At 41.0% G+C, this 20,939-nt stretch carries 12 protein-coding genes; 8 read left to right on the top strand and 4 right to left on the bottom strand.

Annotated features, from left to right (window positions below):
- The first annotated feature begins 120 nt into the window (after positions 1–120).
- Entirely contained in the window at positions 121–2,403 is a 2,283-nt protein-coding gene (pflB, locus tag ACRWQN_RS13240) for a formate C-acetyltransferase (protein WP_434938231.1), read from the top strand.
- Positions 2,404–2,490: 87 nt separating this feature from the next.
- On the top strand, positions 2,491–3,228 hold the full coding sequence (gene pflA / locus ACRWQN_RS13245; RefSeq protein ID WP_434938233.1) for a pyruvate formate lyase 1-activating protein: 738 nt from the start codon (positions 2,491–2,493) through the stop codon (positions 3,226–3,228).
- Positions 3,229–3,267: 39 nt separating this feature from the next.
- On the opposite strand, the gene yfbV is transcribed toward pflA, so the two are convergent.
- A complete protein-coding gene (yfbV, locus tag ACRWQN_RS13250; RefSeq protein WP_434938235.1) occupies positions 3,268–3,711 on the bottom strand; it encodes a terminus macrodomain insulation protein YfbV in 444 nt (147 codons plus the stop codon).
- A 187-nt stretch (positions 3,712–3,898) separates the two neighbouring features.
- On the opposite strand from yfbV, the gene ackA reads away from it, so the two are divergent.
- The 4 genes from ackA (at position 3,899) to ACRWQN_RS13270 (ending at position 9,130) form a co-directional block, all read left to right on the top strand.
- Positions 3,899–5,101 carry an acetate kinase gene (gene ackA / locus ACRWQN_RS13255; RefSeq protein WP_434940661.1) on the top strand — a complete coding sequence of 401 codons (1,203 nt, stop codon included), beginning with the start codon at positions 3,899–3,901 and terminating at the stop codon, positions 5,099–5,101.
- Positions 5,102–5,192: 91 nt separating this feature from the next.
- Positions 5,193–7,349, top strand: a complete 2,157-nt coding sequence (gene pta / locus ACRWQN_RS13260; protein ID WP_434938237.1) for a phosphate acetyltransferase — start codon at positions 5,193–5,195, stop codon at positions 7,347–7,349.
- Between the two features lie 433 nt (positions 7,350–7,782).
- On the top strand, positions 7,783–8,220 hold the full coding sequence (locus ACRWQN_RS13265; RefSeq protein WP_434938239.1) for a hypothetical protein: 438 nt from the start codon (positions 7,783–7,785) through the stop codon (positions 8,218–8,220).
- Between the two features lie 685 nt (positions 8,221–8,905).
- Complete coding sequence (locus ACRWQN_RS13270) at positions 8,906–9,130, top strand: hypothetical protein (RefSeq protein ID WP_226414899.1); 225 nt, start codon at positions 8,906–8,908, stop codon at positions 9,128–9,130.
- Positions 9,131–9,233: 103 nt separating this feature from the next.
- On the opposite strand, the gene hrpA is transcribed toward ACRWQN_RS13270, so the two are convergent.
- From hrpA to ACRWQN_RS13285, 3 genes are all read right to left on the bottom strand, one after another.
- Positions 9,234–13,145, bottom strand: a complete 3,912-nt coding sequence (gene hrpA / locus ACRWQN_RS13275; protein WP_434938241.1) for an ATP-dependent RNA helicase HrpA — start codon at positions 13,143–13,145, stop codon at positions 9,234–9,236.
- A gap of 107 nt (positions 13,146–13,252) precedes the next feature.
- Complete coding sequence (locus ACRWQN_RS13280; protein WP_434926506.1) at positions 13,253–13,669, bottom strand: CBS domain-containing protein; 417 nt, start codon at positions 13,667–13,669, stop codon at positions 13,253–13,255.
- 226 nt (positions 13,670–13,895) lie between these two features.
- Positions 13,896–14,912 (bottom strand): isoaspartyl peptidase/L-asparaginase family protein, encoded by a 1,017-nt coding sequence (locus ACRWQN_RS13285; protein ID WP_434929079.1) that lies wholly within the window; start codon positions 14,910–14,912, stop codon positions 13,896–13,898.
- Between the two features lie 217 nt (positions 14,913–15,129).
- On the opposite strand from ACRWQN_RS13285, the gene ACRWQN_RS13290 reads away from it, so the two are divergent.
- Positions 15,130–16,905, top strand: coding sequence for an autotransporter assembly complex protein TamA (locus tag ACRWQN_RS13290; RefSeq protein ID WP_434938242.1), 1,776 nt, complete (start codon positions 15,130–15,132; stop codon positions 16,903–16,905).
- Positions 16,905–20,858: an autotransporter assembly complex protein TamB gene (gene tamB / locus ACRWQN_RS13295; protein WP_434938244.1), complete on the top strand. Its 3,954-nt coding sequence runs from the start codon at positions 16,905–16,907 to the stop codon at positions 20,856–20,858. The genes ACRWQN_RS13290 and tamB overlap by 1 nt, the downstream gene beginning before the upstream one ends.
- The last annotated feature ends 81 nt before the right edge of the window (positions 20,859–20,939 follow it).

Raw genomic sequence — 20,939 nt, forward strand, 5'->3', positions numbered from 1 at the left:
TTCAACTATGCAGCCTAAAAGAATTTCTGAGCCTGTTAGCCTAGCTATTTAACTCATTAAAAAAGCTAAATAGCATAACAGAGTGACATACCGATTCATTAAGTTTAAAGGTAAAATGACATGACTGATAAAACAACGGTTTTTGCAAATGCGTGGAATAACTTTGTCGCCGGTGACTGGAAAACACAAGTCAACGTTCGAGATTTTATTCAGCGTAACTATACTCCTTATGAAGGTGACGAATCTTTTCTAGCCGATGCCACTGACGCAACTTTATCTTTATGGGATAAAGTGATGGAAGGCATCAAGCAAGAAAACACAACCCATGCCCCGATAGATTTTGACACCAAAATGGTGTCGACTATCACCTCTCACGATGCCGGTTATATCAATCAAGAACTTGAAACCATAGTTGGCTTACAGACAGATGCCCCACTTAAACGTGCCATGTTACCTAATGGTGGCATTCGTATGGTTGAAGGCTCGTGTAAAGCTTATGACCGCGAATTAGACAGTGATATTAACTACATTTATTCTGAGCTACGTAAAACCCATAACCAAGGTGTATTTGATGTTTACACCCCTGAAATTATGGCTTGTCGTAAATCTGGCATATTAACTGGCTTACCTGATGCTTATGGCCGTGGTCGAATTATTGGTGATTACCGTCGTATTGCCTTATACGGTATCGACTATTTAATGCAAGACAAGCTTGCCCAGTTCACCTCTTTACAGGCTCAAATGGAAGCGGGTGACGATCTCAATAACGTTATTCAGCTTCGCGAAGAAATATCAGAACAATATCGTGCATTAACGCAAATGAAAGTGATGGCCGCTAAGTATGGCTGTGATATTTCAGTACCCGCCTCGTCAGCGAAAGAAGCTATTCAGTGGACCTATTTTGGTTATTTAGCCGCAGTTAAGAGTCAAAATGGCGCGGCAATGTCTTTAGGGCGTACCTCATCATTTCTAGATATCTTTATTGAACGTGATATCAAAAATGGCATCATTACTGAACAACAAGCTCAGGAAATGGTTGACCATTTTGTGATGAAACTGCGTATGGTTCGTTTTTTACGTACCCCTGAATACGATGAACTATTCTCTGGCGACCCTATTTGGGCAACAGAATCTATCGCAGGTATGGGTGTAGACGGTCGTACTTTAGTGACTAAATCAAGTTTCCGTTTCTTACATACTCTATACAATATGGGCCCAAGCCCTGAGCCAAATATCACCGTATTGTGGTCAACAAAATTGCCACAGGGCTTTAAAAGTTATTGCGCAAAAGTCACTATCGATACCAGCTCAATCCAGTATGAAAATGATGACTTAATGCGCCCAGATTTCCAATCGGACGATTATGCTATTGCCTGTTGTGTTAGCCCTATGATTGTCGGTAAACACATGCAGTTTTTCGGTGCTCGCGCTAACTTAGCCAAAACTATGCTTTATGCTATTAATGGCGGCGTTGACGAAAAGCTTAAAAAACAAATTGCCCCAAAAACCGCTGCAATTACTGACACAGTGCTAGATTTTGATGATGTAATGACGCGTTTAGATTCGCAAATGGATTGGTTAGCGACCCAATATGTCACCGCACTTAATAGTATTCATTTTATGCACGACAAATACTCTTACGAAGCTGCATTAATGGCATTACACGACCGTGATGTTCGTCGTACCATGGCTTGTGGTATTGCTGGTTTATCGATTGCAGCTGATTCACTTTCAGCGATTAAATATGCCAAAGTAAAACCTATTCGTGATGAAAGTGGTATTGCCGTCGATTTTGATATCGAAGGTGATTATCCAAAATTTGGTAACAATGACTCACGCGTAGATGATATTGCCTGTGACTTAGTTGAGCGTTTTATGGCGAAAATTCGCGATAAAAAAATGTATCGCAATGCGATACCTACTCAATCAATTTTAACCATTACCTCTAACGTGGTTTATGGTAAAAAAACCGGTAACACGCCAGATGGTCGCCGCTCTGGTGCGCCTTTTGCGCCAGGTGCCAACCCAATGCATGGTCGTGATGAAAATGGCGCTATTGCATCATTAACCTCTGTGGGCAAGCTACCCTTTGAGCACGCACAAGACGGTATTTCTTATACCTTCTCTATTGTGCCCAATGCGCTAGGTAAAGAAGATAGTACGCGTCGCAATAACCTTGCAGCATTGATGGATGGCTACTTTATGCACAATGATCATCAACAAGGTGGTCAACATTTGAACGTTAACGTGATGAACCGTGAAATGCTTGAAGATGCGATTATCAATCCAGACAAGTATCCACAGCTCACCATTCGAGTGTCTGGTTACGCAGTACGTTTTAATGCCCTTACCACAGAGCAACAACAAGACGTTATCACCAGAACCTTCACTAAAGGTTTATAAACTCTGCTAAAATTAGCTGTATCGAATATTCGATGCAGCTTTTTTATTGAACATTGGTTTATTACTCTCATTTATAAAGGGTGTTAAATGGCAACGGGACGCATCCACTCCATCGAATCGTTTGGCACAGTTGACGGTCCAGGTATTCGCTATATTGCTTTTATGCAAGGCTGCCTAATGCGCTGCCAATACTGCCACAACCGCGATACCTGGGACCTAGAGGCGGGTAAAGAAGTCACTGTAAATGAACTAATGTCACAAATTATCACCTACCGCCCCTTTTTAGAAGCCAGTGGCGGTGGCGTTACTGCAAGTGGTGGTGAAGCCATTTTGCAAGCCGAATTTGTCGCTGAGCTTTTCAAAGCCTGTAAAGACCAAGCTATTCACACTTGTCTTGATACCAATGGCTTTGTCCGAAAATACGATCCTGTTATCGATGAGTTACTTGATAGCACTGATTTAGTGTTACTCGATATTAAACAAATGGACGACCCAACTCATATTTTGCTCACAAAAGTCAGCAATCAACGCACATTGCAATTTGCTCAGTATCTGGCAACTCGAGGGCAAAAAACCTGGATACGCTATGTGGTGGTCAATGGTTTTACCGATGATATTGAATCGGCAATAAAGTTGGCTGAATTTATCAAGCCCATGACCAATGTAGAAAAAGTAGAGTTGTTGCCGTTTCACCAGCTAGGTGAACATAAATGGCAAGCCTATGGCGAAACATCGCCTCTTGCTAATTTATCACCGCCAAGTGAACAAACCATGTTATCCATTAAACAAGTATTCACTGACCGTGGTATTCAAGCTATTTTTTAATTCGATGCTTGCAGTGTTAGTAATGTTAGCGCATGTAACTTATAGCTCATCCCAATAATGCTTATCCAATCGGTTAAAGGCAATATTAAGTAAGCTAGCAAAATCTAAGTAACACGCTTTGGCACCTAGTGGTTGGCAATTAACGCCCATTTGGTTGAGTTTTTGGCTAAGCTGATTGCTCCAATCAAACAAACTTAATGGCAATGGATGACGCGAACGCCAACCAAGCCAGAGCAAGCCTTGAATAGGTAAACTAATAATAAACAGGGTCATTGCCAAAGTTTGGGGTAAATGATCCCAACCTAAAACATAAATTTGGCTAAATGCAGCAAATAAGGCAATAACTGGCATTGCCCAAAAAGCGGTTTGAGTCGCTTTAACGACACGGTATTCTGGAAAATAAAAGCCTAACTGGCGCACCATGGGCCATGTGGACATGTATTTTTTACCGTCGCGAATGAGCGTGACAACATTGAGTACCAAAGAGAATTACCTAACATGGTGGAACATGCTTAAACAATAGCATATTGATTAAGTTTGTCCCAAATAAACAGCCAAAATGATGTTGGCTAACACACGATACCAATGCACTGCCTAACATCGATTATGCGGCGCACTCTTTAAAATTTTTGATTAAGCTTAGTAAGGTCTAATTATGTCAGATAACCTAGTGTCAGATAATTTAGTATTAGTTTTAAACTGCGGCAGTTCATCGCTAAAATTTGCCGTTATCGGCGCACAGTCGGGTGAAGAGCACATTTCAGGTTTAGCGGAATGCTTTGGCCTTGAGGACTCGCGCATTAAATGGAAAGCTCAAGGCGGCAAAAACGAAGCAAAGTTAGGCGCATTTACCGCACATCGTGAAGCCGTTGAATATATTGTTAAAACTATTCTAGCGGGCCATCCAGAATTAGCCGCACAGATTAAAGCCATTGGTCATCGTATTGTTCATGGTGGGGAAAAATTCACTCGTTCAGTGATTATCACTCCTGATGTCATTCAGGGTATTGAAAACTGCGCGTCACTTGCTCCGCTTCATAACCCAGCGCACTTAATTGGTATTCGTGCAGCAATGGCATCATTTCCAACACTGCCACAAGTGGCGGTGTTTGATACCGCATTTCACCAGTCTATGCCTGAAAAAGCCTATATTTATGCTCTTCCATATAAATTGTATCGTGAGCATGGCATTCGTCGCTATGGCATGCACGGTACCAGTCATTTTTATGTCAGTCGTGAAGCGGCAAAAGTATTAAATAAAGACATTGCCGACACCAATGTTATCGCCGCACACTTGGGCAATGGCGCATCGGTTACTGCGATTAAAGGCGGTAAAAGTGTTGATACCTCAATGGGGTTAACCCCACTTGAAGGTCTAGTGATGGGCACACGTTGTGGCGACTTAGACCCATCGATTATTTTTCATTTAGTCAATCAACTCGGATACACCCTAACTGAAGTCAACAACCTGTTAAATAAGCAAAGTGGATTACTGGGGATTTCAGAACTGACTAATGATTGTCGTGGCATTGAAGAAGGTTATCAAGATGGTCACAAAGGCGCGACATTAGCATTAGAGATATTCTGCTATCGTTTAGCCAAGTATATTGCATCATACACTGTGCCACTAGGACGATTAGACGCGATAATTTTTACCGGTGGCATTGGTGAAAACTCTGACTTAATTCGTGCCAAAGTATTGGATTTATTAGCTATATTCAACTTTAAAGTCGATGATACTAAAAACAAAGCTGCTCGTTTCGGCAACGAGGGGATTATTACTGCTGATAACAGCCCTGTGGCGATGGTTATTCCAACTAATGAAGAGTGGGTTATTGCTGAAGATGCGGTTAAATTAATATCAGCTAGATAGACTCGGTTAAAATAAACACAGCTAACATAACACTAAGCAAACTCGGCTTTAAAGGTTTAGCTTTAGTCACTAAGAATTTATTGAGGTTTATATGTCTCGAAATATTATGCTCGTTCCGATCGGTATCGGCGTGGGCTTAACATCACTCAGTTTAGGTATGGTGCGCGCGCTTGAACGTAAGGGCTTAAAAGTACAATTTTTTAAACCTATTGCACAAATACGCTCTGGCGATAAAGGCCCTGAGCGATCTACCACCATTTTAAGCAAATCGCCCACCGTTAATCCGTTAGAGCCATTTGGTATGGAGCACGCTGAAGCGTTAATCCGCTCAGAACAAACCGATGTGCTAATGGAGCAAATTATTGCACGGGCATCAGAGTGTGCCACCAATACTGAAATTATTGTAGTTGAAGGGTTAGTACCTACCCGCAGCCACCCATTTGCCGATGATATTAACTATGAAATAGCCAAAGCACTTGATGCTGATGTGATTTTCATTGCAACGCCGGGTAATGACACCCCTAATGGCTTAATGAACCGCTTAGAAATCGCCTATAACTCATGGGGTGGTGCTAAAAACAAACGCGTAATTGGTTCTATTATTAACAAAATTGGCGCTCCTACCGATAACGAAGGTCGCACGCGCCCAGACTTGTCTGAAGTATTTGATCATAACAACGTTAAAGTGGCTGATACCGCTGGTATGTTTCAGCTACCAGGAAAAAGTCCACTGCGTATTCTGGGCAGCGTACCCTTTAATTTAGATTTGATTTCCCCTCGTGCATCGGATTTAGCAAAACACTTAAATGCCAGAATAATCAATGCGGGTGAAATGCATATTAGACGTATGCGCCGAGTGACCTTCTGTGCCCGTTCAATACCTAATATGGTAACCCATATTAAGACTAACTCATTATTGGTCACCTCTGGTGATCGATCTGATGTTATCGTATCGGCCTGTTTAGCGGCAATGAATGGTGTCAAAATTGGCGCATTACTGCTGACCGGTGGCTATGAGCCTGAACCAGAAATCATGAAGTTGTGCGAACAGGCATTCGAAACAGGTTTACCGGTATTCTTAATTGACAGCAACACCTGGCAAACCTCACTCAATATTCAACGTTTTGATCATGAAGTACCTGTAGACGATGCGGTTCGAGTTGAGAAAGTACAAGAATATGTCGCCAGCCATATCGATCAAAGCTGGATTGAAAGTGTCACTCAGGATTCAACTCGCGAACATCGCTTATCACCACCCGCTTTCCGTTACAAACTAACCGAATTAGCTCGTGCTGCGCGCAAGAAAATTGTGCTACCTGAAGGCGAAGAGCCACGCACCATTAAAGCTGCGGCAATTTGCGCTGAACGTGGTATTGCCCGTTGTGTATTGTTAGGCAACAGAGAAGAGATTCTTCGTATTGCTTCGGTTCAAGATGTGGTGCTAGGTGAAGGGGTTGAAATTATCGACCCTGAGACCGCACGTGAGAAATACGCCGAACCTATGCTCAATATTCGCCGCCATAAAGGCTTAACGGAAGTGGTAGCCAGAGAGCAACTAGAAGATAACATGGTACTCGGTACTATGATGTTGGCTGAAAATGAAGTTGACGGCATTGTATCTGGTGCAATTAATACCACAGCCAATACGATTCGTCCGCCATTGCAGTTGATCAAAACAGCACCAGGTTCAAGCTTAGTCTCTTCGATATTCTTTATGTTGATGCCAGACCAAGTGCTAGTTTACGGCGACTGTGCTATTAATCCAGATCCTAATCCTGAACAGTTGGCAGACATTGCCATTCAATCTGCAGAATCTGCTGCTGCATTTGGTATTGAACCTCGTGTCGCTATGATAAGTTATTCAACCGGGACTTCAGGTACTGGCTCAGATGTTGATAAAGTACGTGAAGCAACACGTATTGCCAAAGAAAAACGTCCCGACCTCATTATCGACGGTCCATTACAATATGATGCCGCGGTAATGCCGAATGTCGCCTTGTCTAAAGCACCTAATAGCCCTGTTGCAGGTAAAGCTACAGTATTTATTTTCCCGGATTTGAATACGGGCAATACAACCTATAAAGCGGTTCAGCGTAGTGCCGATCTAGTCAGTATTGGACCCATGTTGCAAGGCATGCGTAAACCTGTAAATGACTTATCTCGCGGCGCATTAGTCGATGATATTGTTTACACTATCGCATTGACGGCTATTCAAGCTGCACAAAATGAAGCTAAAGCTAAATCTTAGCAAACATTCAATTTTATCGCTTCAAAGCTATTATCAAAGCTAACAAAAAAGCACTGCTAATAAGCAGTGCTTTTTAATATCTTTTAATAATACGTAGAAGGTACTTTTTAACCACGAAATATAGTTAAACAAAAACAATTACTTAAATGGCAACCATTAATCCATTCACACACTTGTCCACAGATTCTGTGGATAACCTTTAAGATGTAAAAGTTTACTCGCAGTTATAAATACTGCAATTAAAGGTGAATACATTGTTTACACCAATTCACCATAGCAATTTATAGACTTACCTTGCCAGTGATAATTTAATTATAGATACTATTACCCATTCATTTGGCTAGGTTTTGCACAAACTGCAGGCTTCAGCGGCATTTATTACTCTAACGGGGTCATACCTTAATGAGTATCTTTATAGGAACAACATATTCTTATGTTTAGATTTGTATTTATTTTTAGCTTGATAGCCTTATTAGGCTGTGAAAAAGTCATTGAAAAAGGCGAACCCCCGCAAACACCAGAAAGCGTCACATTAAGTTTTTTAGAAGCTATCTATAACGAAAGGGACGTAAGTAAAGCGTTACCTTACGTGACACCTGAATTACGTGAAGTATTAGAACACTATCACATTGCCTCATCAGTACAGCGTCATGTGATGGGATTATCAATGACCGAAGTTAATATGAGCATTGATGAAATCGATATCGATTTTTTTCGTAAGTTTACTGATGAAGTGACCATTGTTGTCAAAATGGAAGGACTTAAAGGCGGTAGACCTTGGATCGATGACAGAACACTGCATCTAAAGAAGAAAGGTAAAAAGTGGATTATTGTAGAAGTATTACCAGAGAAAGGCCGTATTAGTGGTTAATAACCTGAGTTTATTATTGTTGCTAGAAGGACACTTAATCGGTGTGCAATCATTATGAACGACAACATACTGCTCACGACCTACAAAAAACTTACCAGATAAAAGTCAATCAACCTTTGGATAACTCTCCAAAAATAAAACAAAAAAATAGCAGTCTAGGCTGCTATTTTTTTGTTTTTGCATTGTCGCTTGGAGTGTAAACCTAAATCTATAGGCCATTATTCCTCGTTCAAACCCTACTCTTCATCAGAAGGTAGAGACTCTAACACGTCGTCTTTTACTTGATAGTAAGCGTTTTCGTATTCATGAACTTCCATAATAACTCCAATCATTTCTTAGGTCGTTTAGGGTCTAGGCATGTTTATTTTTTGACTATTTTGTCAGTAACATTTACCTAGTAACAGAGAAGAGTACCAATCACGTTCTTCTGACGGTGAGTATATCAACCTAGGGCTAATGATTACTAGTCCAACACCCACAAACTTACCAAAAACTTTCAGAATAGAATGTTTTTATTGCAGCGCAATCCATATAACAGCCAAAATGATGAAACACTTTCAGATTGACAGTCACTTTTTATACCCTAAAAGCTGATATTAAGAAAATATTACAATTAATGGTTATAACAAGCCGCGTACTTATACACTATATTTGAATTACCCCAACCTGTTTGTAGGGAATATATATGAATGCACTTGTTGAATATGAAGCAAGCCAGTTAGTGGCTCTCTTTAGGCAAAGTGATAATCTGGGTATGCATATGTTTATGGAACATATGAGTATCCCTGTTGATGTCCAAGATCTGCTGATTAATGAAATTTCAACCCTGCGCCAACTCGATCAACATTCTGTTGGTGAAGTTATTGAACACTATGGTCAAAGCTTGATGTCAGAACGTTTACTGCGGTAAATATTAGCTTCTATCGTTTACGGTTATCCCCATAAAAAAACCTCAACTTATACAATAAATTGAGGTTTTTATCTGTGTAGATCCTATTGAATTAAAACACGCTTTAAACCTGGCTGATGTGATTTAAAATTCGTTTTTCAGAAATTGGATACGCTGTGCCAAGTATTTGAGCAAAACACGACACCCGGTATTCTTCAATCATCCAACGTGCTTCATGTAATGCCTCAGGCACTGCTTGCAGTCGCGGGACTTTCGCTAATTGTGCTGCCAGCAATCCTTCAACCTTACTGATACTGTGCATGTGTATTCGGTCTCTGCTAGGGTCAACGGGTAACTTATCTAATCGAGTCTCAATAGCGGATAAGTAACGTGCCACGCCGGTCAGCTTATCCCAACCACATTCTTGCACAAATCCTCTATAGACCAATTTATCAAGCTGGGTTTGAATATCACTCATAGCAAAGGCAATATCTAAACTGATTTTACCTTTTAAGCGTTTTTTAATTTGCTGATAAATTGTCAGTACTTTTTCGACTTTTAAGGCAATTTTTTCAGCTGTGCTGTTGAGTTCTTGCCTGACCCAGTCTTTAGCTTGCTCAAATTGTTGTTCGTTGCGCACATCAAGGTTTTTTTCATCCAGTAATTGCTGCACAGATGCCTGAATAATATCGTCTATCAGTAATTGCACTTGGCCAAATGGATTAAAGTACATTGCCAGCTTAGCTTTGTTAGGCAAGGATTTTTGTAAATGCTTTACCGGTGAAGGAATATTGATCAACAATAACCGTCTAATGCCTAATCTGTGCTGCTTGGCCGCTTCTAACTCATCATCAAAAAGTTTAATCGACACGTCAGTTTTATTATCAATTAACGCAGGAAATGCTTTAACCTCATAGTTGCCTTTACGCTGCTGATATTGCTCCGGCAAATGGCCAAATGACCAGCTAGTTAAACTGTCTTGTTCAATACCTTTATCAGCCACCTGGCGAATAGCTTTGGACACTACGCCCTGTAGTTGCTCTTTTAACGGCTCGATTTGTCGGCCCTGGGCAATTAATTCGCCTTTATCATCTTCAATTTTAAAGTTAATTAATAAATGGGCTGTTAATTGGTTAAAGTCAAAATAATCTGCCGTAATGCGTGTCCCGCTCATGCGCAGTAACTGCTTACATAAGCTGTCGATTAAAGGCAATTCAAACGGTGTCATGGCCTGCACACATGCCCTGGCATAATCAGGTGCGGGCACAAAATTACGGCGTAATGTTTTAGGCAAAGACCTAATTAAGCCAATCACTTTTTCTTCACGAAGCCCTGCTACTAACCAATCAAAATCTTGCTCATCTATTTGATTTAGTAACGCCACTGGTATGTGGACTGATACGCCATCATCGGCATTAGCCGGTTCAAAATGATAACTGACTTTAAGGGCTAAATTGCCTTTGTGCCAAACCTCAGGAAAATCTAACGCTGAAATATGCTCAACACTGCGCTGCATTAATAAATCAGCGTTAAAGTCTAATAACTGAGGCTGCTCAATGCGTGCTTGCTTCCACCACTTGAAAAATAGCGGCGCATTATAAATACCTTCAGGTATTCGTGGCTCATAAAAGTCCACCAGCACATCTTCATCCACTAAAATATCCCGGCGCCGAGATTTATGTTCCAGGCTTTCGATGTCATCGAGCAGTTTTTGATTGTTAATAAAAAAAGCTTCTTTGGTTTGCAACTGCCCTTCTGCTAGCGCGCTGCGAATAAATATCTCACGCGCTTCAATAGCATCGATAGGACCATACTGCACACGACGTCGATTGACGATAGTTAAGCCATAAAGCACTTGATTCTCTAGTGCGGCGACGCTGCCAGCTTTGGCTTCAAAATGTGGCTCAACATGGTTGATTTTAATCAAATGAGCTGCAAGTGGCTCTAACCATTCAGGCTGTATTTTGGCGCAGCAACGGGCAAATAATCGTGATGTCTCGGTTAACTCGGCCGCCATAATCCACTTAGGGCCTTTTTTAGCTAAAGGTGACCCCGGAAACACAAAAAACTTACGGTTGCGGGCACCTAGATATTCATTATTAACATCTTTAAAACCAATATGACTTAACAGCCCTGCTAGCAAAGCTTTATGCAAATTATCATAGCTAGCCGGAGTGTCATTTAAGCGCCATTTTAATTCGTGAACCGCTTGTTTGAGCTGAGTGTATAAGTCTTGCCACTCGCGCACTCGCAAATAGGCTAAGTATTCATCACGGCACTGTTTTCTAAATTGACTAGCGGATAGTTCGCGTTTCTGATCCTTGATGTGATCCCATAATTTAATCCAGCTACTAAAGTCAGAGTCTTTATCGGCAAAGCGATTATGGTACTCGTTAGCGGCTTGCTTTTTATCAATGGGACGTTCACGGGGATCTTGAATCGATAATCCTGCGGTGATCACTAATGTTTCATGTAAGCAGCCCTGTTGATTAGCTTCAAAGACCATGCGGGCTAATCGTGGATCTAGCGGAATTTTAGCTAAGTTTCGCCCAAGTTGGGTTAACACTAAATCGCCTTTTTGCTTTTTAACCGCTTGCAGTTCCTCAAGTAGTAAAAAACCATCGCGAATATGCTTTTGCTCTGGTGGCTGAATAAACGGGAACCCAGCTATATCACCTAAACCTATGGCCAGCATTTGTAAAATGACCGAGGCTAAATTGGTACGCAGAATCTCAGGGTCGGTAAATTCAGGACGTTGAATAAAATCAGTTTCATCATACAGACGAATACAAATACCTGGGCCAACACGACCACAACGCCCTTGACGTTGATTGGCACTAGCTTGAGAAATAGGCTCAATCGGTAAACGCTGTACTTTGGTGCGATAACTATAACGACTCATTCGCGCCGTACCGGGGTCGATTACATAACGAATACCGGGCACAGTTAATGAGGTTTCTGCCACGTTAGTGGCTAATACAATGCGCCGACCAATGTGACTTTTAAATATTTTAGACTGCTCACCATAGGAAAGACGCGCATACAAAGGCAAAATTTCAGTATCACGATAATTTTGTTTACGCAGCATATCTGTGGTGTCGCGAATTTCCCGCTCGCCATTCATAAATATCAGAATATCGCCAGGGCCTTCGGCAATCAGCTCATCTACGGCGGCAAAAATGCCATCGGTGACATCACGATCTGCATCATCATCTTGCACCAAAGGCCGGTAACGAGTGTCAACCGGATAAGTACGGCCTGATACTTGGATAACGGGCGCATTTCCAAAATGCTGAGAGAAACGCTCAACATCAATTGTTGCTGAAGTAATAATGACTTTTAGCTCAGGACGTTTTTTAAGCACTTGTTTCAAGTAACCTAAAATAAAATCGATATTCAAACTGCGCTCATGCGCTTCATCAATAATAATCGCGTCATATTGATTTAGGTATTTATCTGAGGTTAATTCTGCCAATAAAATACCGTCGGTCATTAACTTGATATAGCTATTTTCGCTGATAGCATCAGCAAAACGCACCTTAAATCCAACAACGTCACCCAATGGACTATTCAATTCATCCGCTATACGGCTGGCAACACTGCGGGCCGCCAAACGACGTGGTTGGGTGTGGCCAATAATGCCACGGCAACCTAAACCAAGATCAAGGCAAATTTTAGGCAACTGGGTGGTTTTACCCGAGCCAGTTTCACCTGCAACAATCACCACTTGATTGGTGGCTATTGCAGTGGCAATTTCGTCACGTTTTTGCGAAATGGGTAAGTCATCAGGATAGTTTATTTTAGGCCGATTTTGCAGACGCAGCTGTACTTTTTCAACCGATGCGATAGCTCTTGCTTCTAACTCTGCAATCGCTTTTTCTCTAGCAGCAATATTTGTAGGATCTGGCGATGTTTGTTTATTGAGCCGAAACAAACGACGACGAATGTAGGCCGCGTCAGTTTGCACACAACGCTGTAAAAATGCTTTGGAGAGTGGCTTAAGATCCGCGTTCAAATTTGTTTCCTTAGCTAGCATCGAAATCGAAAATATCGATCCTAGCAAGGAAGCTGACACATTGGTATGTTTTAACGCGTTAGTTTGGTGCCTTTTTAAGCATATATGACTTTAAAAATAATTTAGCCCTAGGCTGGTGATAAATAACATTGTTGCATGTAGATGTTCATCGCTTTTAATACATCTTGACGAGTTATCGCACCTATCACTTTGCCATGTTCTACCACAGGATAAATTTTGGGTTTTGCGCCTGTCATTTGTTCAGCTAAATGCAGCATACTGTCCTGTGGACCGACACTCAGTACATCGGTTTTCATGCAATCTGTTACCATGCTAGTTAAATCACAGTGATAACTGCTTTTTAACATCACGGCAAGGCAGTCTTGTTGAGATAAAAAACCGACTAACTCGCCAGATTCCCCCACTACTGGTGCGCCGGGTCTGTTACTGGTAATTAACTTTTCAACAGCAACCGCAATTGACATATCTGCTTTAAGCAACACAGGACGCTTGTCCATATAATCGATAATTTTAATTGAATCCATTTAATATCCCCATAATGATGTTTGACTGCCTGTTAATATTCCAACCTAAGCTAACAATAAATAAGCTTGGCAAATAAGGCTCAACTTCATAATTAAGTTTAGTCAAAAATTATTAAAGAGCATTAAAATAAATCTAATCATTTTAATCGATATAATCGATATAATCGATTGATTGGTTTTCAAAGTAAAAACTCATTCACAGATGAAAACCTCTGAGAACCTATGCTTATTTATCTCTCCAAATCATAATATTAGCAGGCTCATTACCCACCTTGGTGGCACGATACATACCCGAAGTATTAAACGGTGTAGCGATATTACCTTTGCCATCAATGGCAATCACACCACCAGTCCCGCCGGCTTCTACTAGCCTTTGGTTAATCACTTCATCCGCTGCTTGTATAATTGATTTTTGCTGATATTTAACCCGCGCGCAAATATCGGCAGCCACATTATAACGAATAAAAAACTCACCATGTCCTGTCGCAGAAATAGCACAAGTACCATTTTCAGCATAATTCCCTGCGCCAATAACAGGTGCATCACCTATGCGGCCAAACCTTTTTGCCGTCATACCACCCGTTGAGGTTCCTGCGGATAAATTACCCTGTTTATCTAAGGCAACTGCACCAACGGTACCAAACTTATAGTTGTCGTCTAATTTATTAACCGACGCTTGATAATCATTGTCCTGCAATTCTGATTCTATGATTTTCTTCTTTGCATCAAGTAATTGATTATATCTATGCGGGGTATCAAAATGTTGGTTTGGGACAAAGTCCATTCCCTGTGATATGGCAAACTCTTCTGCACCTTGACCATATAACATCACATGGGGAGATTTCTCCATCACAGCACGCGCTAAGTTAATCGGGTTTTTAATGTGACTCACTCCAGCAACTGCACCGGCTGCCATATTCCGCCCATCCATAACAGACGCATCTAACTCGTGTTTACCATCAAAGGTATATACCGCGCCAACACCAGCGTTAAATAATGGGCTGTCTTCTAATACGTTTATTGCTGCTTGCACAGCATCAAGACTGTCGCCACCTTGAGTCAAAATTTGATGCCCTGCATCAATAGCCTGTTGTAATTTATCGCGATAGGCCTGCTGTTGTACTTCACTTAAATCGGCTTCATTAATGGTGCCTGCGCCGCCATGAATGGCTATTGCAAAAGGTTTATTATCATCCGCCTGTAGATTAAAACTTAAGCCAATTAGTAATGGCATTAAGCTCATCCCCACACTTAAACGGTTAAAAAGTTTATTTTTCATTATATTTAGTTCCTTTAGGATTAATTCTACCCATAGTTTGCCTTGCGACTTTAGCGCTTTCTAGCGACAATATACACAATATGCGCCTAAATCGGTAAGTACCTTAATATTGTTAATTAAATATCTAAAATTAAGCCTTTTTCTCATCATTACACTTGCTGTATTTTACAGCAACAGCATCATGGCGGCAGATGATTGGTTAACTGTGTCGATTTCGGGCGTTAAAAGCTCACTCAAGAAAAATATTATCTCCCACTTGGGGCAAAACCCTCAAAATGAAATACAGCGTCGGGCATATTTATTTGGTGTGGAAGACAATACCACCGAGGCCTTAGAATCCATGGGCTTTTATCGTGCTCAAATTGAAGTCAATGTGGTTGAAACTGAAACCGGCCCTTGGCAACTCAACATTAAAGTTGAGCCAGGAGAACCTGTAATCCTTCAGTGGATTGATATCGGCTTTGATGATGAAATGTTAGAGGATCGTACTTTTATGCGCTGGCTTGATGGGCTAACCATTAAACCTGGAGATGCATTACATCACGGTGTTTACGAAGACATAAAATCACAACTGGTCACTTTAGCGTTAGCACGCGGTTATTTCGATGGTAAAATTACCCGTTCTGAGATTGTCATCAATCGAGATAAAAATACCGCCCAAATCAATCTTCATTTCCAATCTGGACAACGTTACCATTTAGGCGACGTAACCTTTGAAGGTCATACTCTTAACGACAACATAGTACAAGCACTAGTGCCGTTTAAACTTGATACCCCTTACGCCACGTCTGACTTAGGTACCTTAAACCGAAACCTAATCGACACAGGTTACTTCAGCAATATTAAAGTGTTGCCACAAATTGACCAAATAAAAGACGGTAATGTCCCCGTGCTTGTTGAACTGACCCCACGGGCAAGTCATTCGCTAGAAATAGGCGCAGGTGTAGATATTGGTAATAGTAGTGATAACGGGGTTGAGCCTCGTATTCGGCTCACCTTGCGTACACCGCAGGTTAACCGTTTTGGTCATAAACAAGAAACCACTGCTGAATGGGCACCAGACAGGCCTAAGCTGTTAACGACCTATACCATTCCCCTGACACATCCATTAGATGACCAGCTAAAAATAAGAGTTGGATTATTACGCGACAAATATGGCGTCACCCAGGAATACAGTGCCGATGATAGAAAGTTCGTCAATACTGGCCAATTAGAATCCGAAAAATACCAAATAGGCTTTATTAGACAGCGTCGCACCGAAAGCAACTGGTTATTAGGATACTCTTTTGAAGCCGTTAAGGAGTTTTATAATCAGCTAGATACTGACTATATGCCAAATTTTTATTTATTTGGTTTAACCATGTCAAATACCGTTCGCGGCGATAACACCCTCGATCCTAAATCGGGTTTTCGCCAAACCTACAGTGTTGAGTATGCCGATCCCAATTTAGGCTCGGCCATTCAATTAGCGCGTTTGCAGGCAAAACTGAAATGGATAGATACATTTTTTGACAAACATCGATTTGTCGCCCGGTTAGACATAGGCGCTAATATCGCGGATAAAGAAGATATTCCCTTTATTTCACCTTCACTGAGATATTTTGCCGGTGGTGATCAATCGATACGTGGCTATCGATATCAAGAGTTAGGCCCATATATTGATTATACTAATACCGAAGGTGGTATCTCACGGCAAGTTGTGGGTGGTCGTTACCTACTCGTCGGCAGTCTAGAGTATCAGTATTATTTAACCCCAACGTGGCGACTCGCGACATTTATTGATGGCGGTAATGCATTTGACACCGACCAATTTGAATCTGTGGTCTCGGTCGGTGGTGGTGTTCATTGGATTTCCCCTATCGGCCCAATTAAGTTCGATCTTGGTTTTGGCTTAAAAGAAACTGAAACCGTTGATCGCTCGTTCCGTTTCCATTTAACCATGGGGACTGAGTTATAATGAACACGCCTAATAACAAGAGTTCAACGACTGCTACCCCACTAACGGCTAAGCAACAAGGTGAGAATGCCGTTTCAGACATTGACACATCTCAACAATCTCAGCATGGTGTAGAACAAAACAAAGCTGAAAACTTAAAGCCCAAAGACTCTGTAGCCATAGGTCTGCTTAAACAGCTATGGCGAACCTTTAAGTTCTACACCCGATTATTAATTTATATTCCACTTGTTCTACTTGTTGTTGCTGCATTAGTGCTTGGCACCTCCTTTGGCAGTAAAATAGGCATTATTGTCGCCAGCCAGTTAGTGCCTAATTTAACCTTAGATTATCAATCAGGCGCCATTAATAGTGATCTAAAGTTACACTATGCATCTTGGTCGATGGACGGAATGAGTGTTGAAATTGAAGGCCTGACTCTGGATTGGTTACCACGCTGTTTTATCAACAAGCAGCTTTGCGTCAATAACCTAGAAGCATCTACTGTTAAGGTCAACATTCAAACTGACCAGTTTAGTAATACCGCTACAGTAAATGAAAATGCCAGTGTTGATGATGCTTCATTAGATGAACATGCGTTATTGCAACTGCCATTTGACATTAGCCTCAATCACGCTGAATTAACCAACGTGAATATCACTGTAAACGACATGCATTATAATGCCGCGCGACTCAAGGCCCAGGCAATTTGGAATGAAACAGGCTTAAAGGTCGAGCACCTAAGCAGCGTTGGACTAGAAGTGATTATTCCGCAAAGTGATGGAATCAATGATGTTCAAGTAGTAACTGATGCCAACAAACAATGGCCATTAGCTCAATTACCTGCGGTTTATCTTCCGTTTCGATTATTTGTAAAACAATTAACCTCAGTTGATAGCATGCTACAGCTAGGTGATAGAAAAGACGTATTCGAGCTCATTAACCTTTCGGGTAATTATATTGGCTACAACGTCAGTATCAGCCAGCTACTTGTCAATCATACCTATGGCAATATTGATTTAATCGGTGATATTCATTTAGTTGACCATTATCCGATGGATATCAAGGTCAAAGCTCAAATAGATAATATTACTGAAATACCGCATTTACATAATCAAACGATAAACCTTGAAATGACAGATAACCTAAGTAACTTAGGTCTTGAGTTAAAAGTCGCTGGCAATACCCGAGTCAATTTGCAAGGTGTGATCGATTTAACTCGCCCCACGGTGCCATTTGATGTGAAATTAACCGACAGCAAACTTATCTGGCCATTAGAAAATGAGTTATACATTGCTGATATCAAAAACCTGAATGCTAAAGGGTCAATTGACACCATTAAAGGGCAATTATCAGGGACCTTTATCAGCCCTTATCAACCAGAGCTAAGCTTAGATTCCACATTCGCTTACCAGCAACAAACCCTAACATTCAACAACCTTGATATAGCATCCGAGGCAGGTAATTTTAATATTGCTGGCGACATAAACTTAGCGGACAACATTTCGTGGCAAGTGAATGTCAGCATGCAAGATCTTCGGCTACAACAAATTCAATGGTTAAATCAACATTTACCAATGCGCAGTAAAATTAGCGGTCAGTTCACCACCCATGGCAACATTGCTAATAAAAAATGGAACATAGGTATTGATGACGCGAGCCTACAAGGACGTATGAATGGCTACCCTTTGACGCTCGAGGGACAAGTTATCCTTGATCAAGATTTTGCAGTTAATGCTAACAACCTACATGCTACCGCTTTAGGTGCTGACTTATTCGTTAATGGTCAAGTTGATGACATGTGGGATATCGACCTAGAGCTGAACGTACCCGATCTAAGCCAATGGCTAGCAGGTGCCAGAGGTAATTTACAAGCCAAAGTGGATGTCACAGGTGAAAATAGCCATCCTAATGTCGATCTCAACGCCGAAATGCAAAACACAAGCTACATGGGTGCAAAATTAGATAATCTGAGCTTAAAAGCGCATTACCTGCCATTTGACAAGCATGAGTATTCGTTATTACTAAGCAGTCAGAATATTTATTATAAGGGTTATAAACTCACTAGTTTACAACTCGACAGCAAGGGCGATGAAAGCCAACAAATAAGTTCAATTAATGCCAGCGGTGATACCAGCATTAAAAGTGAATTAATCAGCCAAACTGATCTTATAAAGCAAACGATAAGCGCACAACTTAACCAGTTGAATATTGACAATATACTGGGGAGCTGGCAATTAGATGCACCGCTTTCAGTAGCATGGGATCAACTTAAAAATCGAGGCAACATAAAGGCTTTTTGTATCAGCCACCCCAGTAATAAATTTTGTCTCACCAACAATGTCACCCTCGGGCCTACAGGCCAGGCTGAGATAAATTTCAGTGGCAACCCAGGTCAACTTTTTGCTCCAATAATGTCAAAAAATATTGATTGGAACGGTAATGCTGCATTAACCAGTCAAATTAATTGGCAACCTAAACATAAGCCGACAGCATCGGTCAATTTCACCCTTTTACCGGGTAATATTAAGTTAATTCGTAATACTAACAACGTCGTCAGTATTGATTATCAACAGCTATTGCTTACAGCTAATTTAGATGAGAAGCAATTGCGTACCACAATCAGTGCTGATTCAGAGGGCATCGCCAGCTTACAAACTGAAATCAATATAAATGTAACCCCAGATAAAACCTTAGATGGATTTATTCATATAAATTCGCTCAACCTTGAACCCTTTGGAGAGTTTTTCCCAAGAATCCAAACACTTCAAGGTGACTTATCCAGCAGAATTACATTAGCAGGAAATTTAGGCACCCCTGAATTAACAGGCAACATAAAACTAGCAGATGGTGCTTTTGCGCTTTCATCTAACCCAACCTTGCTCGAAAAAATATACCTTGGCTTGCAACTTAATGGTCAACAGTCAGCATTGGATGGTCAACTTCATATTGGTGATGGACAAGCCTTAGTTAATGGCTCGCTCTATTGGCCTAATGGACAAGTGTCTGGAGACATAAGCTTTAAAGGGGATAATCTTGCGGTTATTCAGCCGCCAATTGCTATTTTAAATGTATCGCCAGACCTTAATATTCAATTTGATATGCAGCAAGTTTCAGTTAAAGGCGCATTAGATATTCCTTCTGGTCAAATTAAAATAATGCAGCTTTCTGAGGGCGGAGTCGCCGTATCAAATGATGTAATATTTAATGACTCAATATCTGAATTAGAAGTTAAGACCAGCCCTTATGCCATTTTAGCTGACATCAATATCAATGTTGGCAATGAATTATCCATTGATGGTATGGGATTAACCGGAAAATTAGCCGGTAGTCTAAGGCTTCAACAACAAGCATTTAAGCCACCACTATTATTTGGTGATATTAGAGTCACCAATGGTAACTACAAATTTATGGGCCAAACCCTTAAAATTAATGCCGGTGAAGTGCAGTTTGTTGGGCCAATAGAAGTGCCCAACTTAAATATTGAAGCGATTAAAGAAATCAAAGAAGAGGACTTAACCGCAGGAGTGCGAGTAACTGGCACGCCTATGCGTCCAACAGTTACGGTATTCTCCAATCCAGCAAAAGAGCAAGCAGAGGTTCTTTCCTACATCTTAACGGGCAAAGGATTTAGCAGTACTAACGATCAACAAAGCAACTCATTAATGATGGGCGCGGCGTTAAGCCTAGGCTCACAGGTTGATGGTGGTGCGATAAATAACATTGGATCAACAGCCAGAGGTGTTATAGAAAAGTTTGGGTTTTCGAACGTACAGTTAGATGCAAATGATGATGGCAGAATGGCTATCAGTGGATTCATTGGTGAAGACTTAATGATTAAATATGGCATTGGCGTATTTAATCCAGGCTATGAAATGACGGTAAGATATTACCTACTATCACAACTTTACCTTGAAACCGTATCAGGGACGATTAGCCAATCATTAGATATTTATTATAACTACGACTTTGATTAGTAAACTATCTCTACATCAATATACCTTGAAGTGATATTGGCATAAGAACAGCCTGCCTTGCTGGATAAAAAGTAAATTACA

Origin of the sequence: Shewanella sp. HL-SH8 (genome assembly GCF_051165765.1) — a bacterium.
Lineage (GTDB): Bacteria > Pseudomonadota > Gammaproteobacteria > Enterobacterales > Shewanellaceae > Shewanella > Shewanella glacialimarina.

Excerpts from the sequence above, each read along its gene's own strand:
- pflB (WP_434938231.1), top strand. The coding sequence starts at position 121 with ATGACTGATAAAACAACGGTTTTTGCAAATGCGTGGAATAACTTTGTC.
- pflA (WP_434938233.1), top strand. The coding sequence starts at position 2,491 with ATGGCAACGGGACGCATCCACTCCATCGAATCGTTTGGCACAGTTGAC.
- pta (WP_434938237.1), top strand. The coding sequence starts at position 5,193 with ATGTCTCGAAATATTATGCTCGTTCCGATCGGTATCGGCGTGGGCTTA.
- ACRWQN_RS13265 (WP_434938239.1), top strand. The coding sequence starts at position 7,783 with ATGTTTAGATTTGTATTTATTTTTAGCTTGATAGCCTTATTAGGCTGT.
- ACRWQN_RS13270 (WP_226414899.1), top strand. The coding sequence starts at position 8,906 with ATGAATGCACTTGTTGAATATGAAGCAAGCCAGTTAGTGGCTCTCTTT.
- hrpA (WP_434938241.1), bottom strand. The coding sequence starts at position 13,145 with ATGCTAGCTAAGGAAACAAATTTGAACGCGGATCTTAAGCCACTCTCC.
- ACRWQN_RS13280 (WP_434926506.1), bottom strand. The coding sequence starts at position 13,669 with ATGGATTCAATTAAAATTATCGATTATATGGACAAGCGTCCTGTGTTG.
- ACRWQN_RS13285 (WP_434929079.1), bottom strand. The coding sequence starts at position 14,912 with ATGAGCTTAATGCCATTACTAATTGGCTTAAGTTTTAATCTACAGGCG.
- ACRWQN_RS13290 (WP_434938242.1), top strand. The coding sequence starts at position 15,130 with ATGGCGGCAGATGATTGGTTAACTGTGTCGATTTCGGGCGTTAAAAGC.
- tamB (WP_434938244.1), top strand. The coding sequence starts at position 16,905 with ATGAACACGCCTAATAACAAGAGTTCAACGACTGCTACCCCACTAACG.